This window comes from Nocardia sp. BSTN01 (assembly GCF_015354405.1).
Lineage (GTDB): Bacteria > Actinomycetota > Actinomycetes > Mycobacteriales > Mycobacteriaceae > Nocardia.
Window position 1 is genome coordinate 131,430 of record NZ_JADKYP010000014.1, and the last position, 6,320, is coordinate 137,749.

The following is a 6,320-nucleotide window of genomic DNA, read 5'->3' on the forward strand; positions in this document are numbered from 1 at the left end:
CCGTGAGTGTGGTGTCCTCGTTGGATGTGTTATCCACCGCATAACCGTTTTGGTGTCGACGTTGCATGCTGCGGCCAAATCCTTTTCGGATATCTCGGCCCTCGCCATGGCTCGTCGTAGCGCTTCGTTCACCGTACCCCCTGTCTGCGATCTGGGACATCGCGAATCCTGATCGGGAAACGTCCAGAACGTCCCGGAAAGAGGGTAGCAACGTCCCAGGTCAGAGCTGATCCTTACTCGTATGAACACAGATTCGAGTCGGATATGAGGTGGCAGCCGACGGCGTTGGGATGGGTGGATCCCGATATCAGCCCCGCGCACGAATGGGACTCGGCTCAGGTAACCCGACTGTGCCGCAGGCTGGGCTACTCGCTGCTCTGGGACCACAACCCGACTGTGCGCCTGATCGACCGTGTACGGACCGCTGACGTGGATGCTGTAGTCATTCCCACGCCCGAACACCTCGACCCATTGGCGATCAACAACCTCATGCACCTGGTCGATGTTGAAATCGTCACGCCGCGGCTGTCTTTCGCGCGTTGGACAGCCGTCGGAGGAGTGGGGTGATCGGCTGGGAGGGTGGGCTCGTCATCGTGGTTGCGCTTCCAATCGCGGTTCTTGTCGCCGTGCTGATCTGGCCGCAGAGGAGTCCGAAAGACAAGTCCGTCACAGCCATTCGTGACCGCATCGAACGTGAGGACCCCCGATAGACAGCTGGCGGCGTCAGTACCATGCAGGCAGCAAACATCCTTCATCCGTTCGTATCTGGCCACTTCGTCCAACGTTCGGCAGTGATCGGCGCGACGTCCGCCGTACCCGACACCAGATGGAGGTCGACCGGCCGGCGCTGCTCGGACCCGAAATCCGCCGCCGAGTTGTACCTCGCGCTGCGCGCGATCCGGCTCGAGTCCTAGGTTCTGTCTCGAAGTGAGTGATGGGGTGGCACCGCTGCGCGGTGCCACCCCGTCGGCAGGTTCAGCTGAAGTTGTTGCCCGCGTTGGCATATGGGCGAGGTCTCCGGTATTCGGATTAGCGACCAAGCAAATCTGAATAAGCCCCGGAGACCTCGTGGCCAGCCTAGCGGTGGCGGGGCGCGCGGACCTGACCGATGCCCAGTGGGCGAGGTTGGAGCCGTTGTTGCCTCGCGGGAAGAAGGCGGGCCGCCCGCCGAAGTGGACGAAACGGCAGCTCATCGACGGGATCCGATGGCGGTGCCGGGTCGGATCACCGTGGCGGGACGTGCCGGCCGAGTACGGGTCCTGGCAAGCGGTGTATGGATTGTTCCGGCGCTGGCAGCGGGCCGGGGCGTGGGCTGCGATCGTGACCTCACTGCAGGCGGTGGCCGATGCCGCCGGAGTGATCGACTGGCAGGTCAGCGTGGATTCCACGATCACCCGCGCTCATCCGCATGCTGCCGGGGCCCGTCGCGACGGCGCTGGGCAGGCCGAACCACCCGCGGGGCCCGGCCAGAGCGAACCGGGGGATCACGGGCTGGGGCGTTCACGGGGCGGGTGGACCAGCAAACTGCATCTGGCGTGTGATCAGGGCTGTCGGGTGTTGTCGGTGCTGGTCACCGCAGGACAGGCTGGTGACAGTCCGCAGTTCACGGCCGTGCTGGATGCAATTGTGGTGCCGAAACTCGGTGGTGGTCGGGCGCGGGCACGGCCCGAGCGGGTGTTGGCCGACAAGGCGTATTCCGGTCGCGGTAACCGGGAATGGTTGCGTCGTCACGGGATCCGGGCGACAATTCCGGTCCCCGCCGACCAGGCCGAACATCGGCGTCGGCGGGGTCGTGGCGGTGGCCGGCCCCCGGCATTCGATGCGGCGATCTACCGGGACCGCAATGCCGTCGAGCGGGGGATCAACCAGCTGAAACAGCACCGGGCGGTCGCGACCCGGTTCGACAAACTTGCTGTCCGCTACCAGGCCACGATCCATGTCGCTGTGATCAATCAGTGGCTACGGCACTCGTGAGGGCGAGACATCGGCCCCGCCCTCACGACTTCGAGACACAACCTAGCCGCCGCCCTCGCTCAACCCCAGGTGGCCTGGTCCGGCACGGTGGACGTGAAGATCACGTAGAAGTGCTGGCCGGGCAGCAGTTCGTTGATGTCGTGCCAGCGGCCCGCGGGATCGCGCTGGTAGTAGTGCTCGAGGCCGGTGCCGTCGTCGTAGCAGACGATGCCGGCGGTGCCGAACGGACTCCAATACACCTCGGTGCCCGGTCGCGGCGGTTCCAGCGGGGTTCGGAACCGGTCGCTGCACGGGGTGATCACCGGGTGGTAGATCGTGGGTTGGGCGGCCGCGATCGGGGCCGGCGCGGCGAGGCCCGCAGCCGCGATCGCGGCGGCGGTGAGGACACGGCGGACGGTGAAATTCGGCAAATCTGCTCCTTGCCCGTCGGAAAAGAGTTCACTGGCCTGTGTCGGCAACCCTAGGGTCTCCCTCGTGTGATGAAAAAATGGTTTGGCGGGCCGGGAACGGGGTTTTCGGTAGTCAGCTGTGATCTTGGGGGAACGAGGAGTGAGCCGCATGCCGAGTAACAGAGATTCCGTATTCGTCGACGATGAAGCCGTGGCCTCGATGCCCGCCGAACAACCGGCCGCGGTGAGCTGGCCGGACCCCAGCCCGCTGGACTCGTGGTGGAACGACGTCATGGGCCTGTCGGCCGATCCGCCCCGCCCGAACGCTTAGCTCATGACGGCTCCGCGCCGCGTCCCTCCCGGCTGCCCCGGTAGGCGCTGCGCCGGAGACGAGTGACGAATCGCGGTGCGAGCGCGACGCCGGGCGGGTGGTGCAGGGTCGGGTCGACGGCGTCGTCAGGAGGTGGGGCGAGGGTTTCGGCGGTGAGCCGCAGGTCCGCGAACGGCTCCTCCGGTCCGTTCAGTCGCCCGGCGGTCAGTGTGAAACCGAGGCCGCGGGTGGTCGCGAATTCGCGCAGCGTCGCCAGCGAGGCGTCGGCGGGTTGATCGGCGTCCGGCCGGGCGAATATCCACTGCGGGGCGCCGCCGTCGAACCGGTAGGCCATCAGCGTTCCGTAGGTCGCGTGGCGCCACGACGGGACGGGTATCGCGAAGAATCGGGTCAGCGTGCCCGTGGGTGTGGACGCCAGGGCGAGATCCCAGCGCCCGCCGGGGGTCCGTACGCGCAGACCGATTCCCACGGCGTCGGGCAGGCGTCCCGGCATGCCGAGGGCTTTGGACAGGCGGACCTCGACGTCGCGTTCTCCGTCTCCGAAATACCTCTCGAAGGCCGGGGCGGGGCGCAGGTGTCCGCTGAACCAGAGGCCGCGCGGATGGAAGACGCGGGCGCGTCGGGCACGGGCGACCAGCTCGAACGATTCCTCGACCAGGCGTTCGGCTTTCACATCTTCGCTTTCGTCGTGACGGTCGGGTGGGGTCGGCGGCAGCCGACATCTGGCCGGTACCCCGTCACGGCCGAGGTATTCGCGCGACCGGGCTCAGGATTCGTCGCGGGCGTACGGGAAGGGGAGAACCTGCGTGGCCTCGGGTCCGCCGCAGGTGTGGGTCACGGTGAAGACCACCGCTTGCCCGGGGCTGAGGGTTTTGTATCCCGGCATGTCGATCGTGCGGTAGTCGACGAAGACCGCGTCGCCGGTGGCGCTGGTGAGGTAGCCGAACCCCTTTTCGGCGTTGAACCACGTCACCTGCCCGCGCTGCCAATCGGGCAGCTTCTCGTCGACCTGCATGAGGTGCGGATCCGGATGCGGGCGGTGCTCGGCGGGAACAACGGCGGGGGTCCAGGTCACGGTCATGCGCATACTCATTCCGGTCGCGGTGCGGGCGGGCAACTGGCCGGCGGCCGGTTTCCCGGCGCCGCCACCCGCGATACCCGCCGGTATCGAGACCAAACAACGACCTCGGCCCCTGGGCGCGCGCCGGCAGTGACCGGACCGCCGACGCGTACCCCCGCGCCGGCGGTCCGTCGAGGCGGCTACGTCAGCCGGCCGGTGCCGGTTCGGGCGCGGTGAGGAACTCCGCGATCGCGGGATCGACCGCGTCGCGGACCCGAATCTTCTTGGGCAGCAAACCGTTTGCGTGCAGAAGGTCGGCGGCGTGCTGTTGTTCGCCGAGGAATTGCTCGGTGACCGGGCCGAGGCCGAACGGGCGGCCGCGCAGCGCGGCCTCCCAGGCGTCGAGGTCGGCGGTGCCACCGCGGGCGAGGATATCGTCGACGAAGTATTGTGCCGCGGCGCGGGGGTTTTCGGCGATCCAGGCGTCGGACTCCCGCAGGGCGGTGATGATCGCTTCCAGCGCCGGGCGGTGGGCGTCGGCGAAGTCGCGGCGGGTGAACCACAGCGACGGGTGGCTGAAGACGGATTCGGTGTCGACGAGGGTGTGCAGCGGGGTGGCGGCCTCCACGGCGGCCAGGCCGGGATAGGCGCCGACCCAGGCGTCGAGGCTGCCGTCGAGCAGCAGGGCGCCGCCGTCGTGCACGTCGGTGTCGACCGGCTCGATGTCGCCCCAGCCCAGACCCGACCGCTCCAAGGCGAACAGCAGCAGCGTGGTCTGCCAGGAACCGTGCGCGATGCCGACCCGCTTACCCGCCAGATCGGCCACCGATTCGATACCGTTGCCGGCCTTGGTGACCAGCCGGCCGTTCTCGATGCGCGGTCCGGAGATGCCGACGTAGACGATGTCGCGGTCGTTGCCGAGCGCGGTGATCGGCGGGGTGAAGCCGGTGCCGATGAAGTCGTAGCCGGCCGCGTCGAACAGGTAGTCCGAATGTAGCGACGGCAGTGCGGTTTTCACGTCGGCGCGCGGCGGCTGCGGCAGCACCCGCAGGTCCACCCATTCCACGTCGGGCAGTGCGCGTTCCAGGATGCCGCGGTGACGCAGGACGAACAGCGAATTGTTGTGCGGGAAGTAGCCGACACGAACGGTCATGGGATTGCTCCTCGGGAAAGTACGGAAGTAGGGGTCAGATCAGTCCGCGGCGGCGGGCCTCGTCCGCGAGCCCGGTGCGCCCCCACTGCACCGCGAGATTGGACTTGTCGAATTCGACAGAGCCGCCGAGGGTTTCGGCGATCGCCTGGTACTGGGCGCCCTCTTCGAGCAATACGACCAGCTTCGCCAGCTCCAGCAGTCCGGCACGCCCGATGACGTTCGCGCCGCCGTTGGCCTCGAAGATGGCGATGAGGTCGGGGTCGCGGGCCAATTGGCCGAGGATGAAATCGCCCGCGCCGACGCTGCGATCGATATGCGGCGGGATCTCCCGCGACAGGGTCAGCCGCTGCACGGCGGCGTAGCGGATCGGGAAGACGCGGTGGGTCTGCGCCCAGCCACCCAGCCAGGGGCTGTGCACGTGCACCACGGAAGTGATCTCCGGATGCGCGCGGAACACCGCGGCGTAGCCGGTGACGAAGCCGGCGGAACCGGTGCCGGACAGTACTTCTCCGTCGAACGTGGCGACCACGGGTCGCACGGTGCGGTCGTCGGCCCAGGGACCGGGCTCGTTGAGCGCTACCGCGATGTCGTGGCCGGGCACGCGTTCGACGAAATTGACGGTCCCGTTGCCTGCGACGGTGCCGGTCTCGCGGAACACCCGGAACGCCTTCTCGGCGTCGCGGGTGGCGGCGGCGACGAATTCGGTGACGGTGTCGTCGAGCCGGATTTCGGTGGTGGTCACGATTCTCCTAGTGGGCGTGCGTCAGTGCGGGGGCGGCCTCGGGTGCGGTCAGGCGGGAGCGGCCGAGCAGCGGCAGCACTTCCTCCCCGACCCGGTAGGCCTCTTCCAGATGCGGGTTCCCGGCGAGGATGAAGGCGTCGACCCCGAGGTCGATCAGCTCGTCGAGGCGCTGGGCGACCTGTTCGTAGCTGCCGACCAACCCGAAGGCGGGCCCGCCGCGGATCAGGCTGAAACCGCACCAGACGTTGGGTTGCACCTCGAGATCCCGGTAGCCGGTGATGGTTTCGGGGACCCAGCCCTTGATCCGTGCCGCGCCCACCGAATCGCCCTGCGCGGCGCGGTTGGCTGCCTCGCGGTCGACGAAGGCCCAGCCCTTGCGGATCTCGTCCCAGGCGGCCTCTTCGGTGTGCCGGGCCAGGATGTCGATCCGGACCGCGAATTTCGGTGTGCGGCCGATCTTTTCGGCATGGGCGCGCACGCCCCCGAATTTGGCGCGCAGATCGGCGAAGGGCTCCAGCCACGACAGGTAGTAGTCGGCGTGGCGGCCGGCGGCCTGCACCGCGGCGCCCGAGGACCCCGAGAAGTACACCTCCGGGAACGGTTGCCTGGCCAGGCCCGGCGGCAGGGCGGCGGCCTCGGTGTGGAAGAAACGGCCGTCGTGGGTGTAGGGC

9 protein-coding genes are annotated in these 6,320 nt (G+C 68.1%); 3 read left to right on the forward strand and 6 right to left on the reverse strand.

The genetic code is table 11. The features are described 5' to 3' along the window. Positions 1-294: 294 nt before the first annotated feature. Positions 295-567 carry a hypothetical protein gene (locus tag IRT45_RS14745; protein WP_309240966.1) on the forward strand — a complete coding sequence of 91 codons (273 nt, stop codon included), beginning with the start codon at positions 295-297 and terminating at the stop codon, positions 565-567. A 501-nt stretch (positions 568-1,068) separates the two neighbouring features. Further along, complete coding sequence (locus IRT45_RS14750) at positions 1,069-1,974, forward strand: IS5 family transposase (RefSeq protein WP_194806414.1); 906 nt, start codon at positions 1,069-1,071, stop codon at positions 1,972-1,974. Between the two features lie 59 nt (positions 1,975-2,033). On the opposite strand, the gene IRT45_RS14755 is transcribed toward IRT45_RS14750, so the two are convergent. Then, positions 2,034-2,384 carry a hypothetical protein gene (locus IRT45_RS14755; protein WP_194806415.1) on the reverse strand — a complete coding sequence of 117 codons (351 nt, stop codon included), beginning with the start codon at positions 2,382-2,384 and terminating at the stop codon, positions 2,034-2,036. A 148-nt stretch (positions 2,385-2,532) separates the two neighbouring features. Between IRT45_RS14755 and IRT45_RS14760 the strand changes: the two genes are divergently transcribed. Further along, positions 2,533-2,694 carry a hypothetical protein gene (locus tag IRT45_RS14760; RefSeq protein ID WP_194806416.1) on the forward strand — a complete coding sequence of 54 codons (162 nt, stop codon included), beginning with the start codon at positions 2,533-2,535 and terminating at the stop codon, positions 2,692-2,694. Between the two features lies 1 nt (position 2,695). Here IRT45_RS14760 and IRT45_RS14765 read toward each other — a convergent pair whose 3' ends face one another. The 5 genes from IRT45_RS14765 to IRT45_RS14785 all read right to left on the reverse strand — a co-directional run. Next, positions 2,696-3,367, reverse strand: a complete 672-nt coding sequence (locus IRT45_RS14765; protein WP_194806417.1) for a phosphodiesterase — start codon at positions 3,365-3,367, stop codon at positions 2,696-2,698. 93 nt (positions 3,368-3,460) lie between these two features. After that, positions 3,461-3,871: a cold shock domain-containing protein gene (locus tag IRT45_RS37645; RefSeq protein WP_305082311.1), complete on the reverse strand. Its 411-nt coding sequence runs from the start codon at positions 3,869-3,871 to the stop codon at positions 3,461-3,463. Between the two features lie 88 nt (positions 3,872-3,959). Next, positions 3,960-4,907, reverse strand: a complete 948-nt coding sequence (locus tag IRT45_RS14775; protein ID WP_194806418.1) for an ABC transporter substrate-binding protein — start codon at positions 4,905-4,907, stop codon at positions 3,960-3,962. A 34-nt stretch (positions 4,908-4,941) separates the two neighbouring features. Next, positions 4,942-5,649: a class II aldolase/adducin family protein gene (locus IRT45_RS14780; RefSeq protein ID WP_194806419.1), complete on the reverse strand. Its 708-nt coding sequence runs from the start codon at positions 5,647-5,649 to the stop codon at positions 4,942-4,944. 7 nt (positions 5,650-5,656) lie between these two features. Continuing rightward, positions 5,657-6,320 (reverse strand): LLM class flavin-dependent oxidoreductase (locus IRT45_RS14785; RefSeq protein WP_194806420.1); only part of this gene is annotated, 664 nt, incomplete at its 5' end.

Coding starts and splice junctions, on each gene's coding strand:
- IRT45_RS14760 (WP_194806416.1), top strand. CDS start 2,533: ATGCCGAGTAACAGAGATTCCGTATTCGTCGACGATGAAGCCGTGGCC.
- IRT45_RS14775 (WP_194806418.1), bottom strand. CDS start 4,907: ATGACCGTTCGTGTCGGCTACTTCCCGCACAACAATTCGCTGTTCGTC.